The following is a 394-nucleotide window of genomic DNA, read 5'->3' as shown; positions in this document are numbered from 1 at the left end:
GCTCCTCGAGGTACGGGGTGGGATCCTCGTAACGGGTCCACAAACCCTCAAGGTTGAGCACACCAAGGCCGCCCAAACGCCCAAACTCAATAGCCGTTGCAGGGCTCATAACCGAGTCCATGGGGGCGGCCATGATGGGGAAGTCGAAGGTGAGTGCGTCGATGCGCCACTCCAGGTTCACCATCTCGGTGCCACGGGTGCGCCGGGAGGGAATGAGGGCGATGTCGTCCAGGCTGTAGGCCCGGGTGGCACGCTTGCTGCGTCCGATGTCGTACATGATTCCTTTCCTGCCGGATATCCGGCTGGCCCGTCAATGGGCAGAGTAATTAGGGGCTTCGACCGTCAGCTGAATGTCGTGCGGATGAGATTCGCGCAGGCCCGCCGAGGTGATGCG

Annotated in this window: 1 protein-coding gene; it reads right to left on the bottom strand. The window is 62.2% G+C overall.

All coding sequences use genetic code 11. From position 1 onward, the window contains the following. A partial coding sequence (locus G8O24_RS47365; protein WP_188108455.1) for an IMP dehydrogenase occupies positions 1-277 on the bottom strand: 277 nt, incomplete at its 3' end. Between the last annotated feature and the right edge of the window lie 117 nt (positions 278-394).

Origin of the sequence: Bradyrhizobium campsiandrae (assembly GCF_014529705.1) — a bacterium.
Lineage (GTDB): Bacteria > Pseudomonadota > Alphaproteobacteria > Rhizobiales > Xanthobacteraceae > Bradyrhizobium > Bradyrhizobium campsiandrae.
Note: the sequence above shows the minus strand (reverse complement) of the source record. Positions and strands in the feature narration are given on the sequence as shown.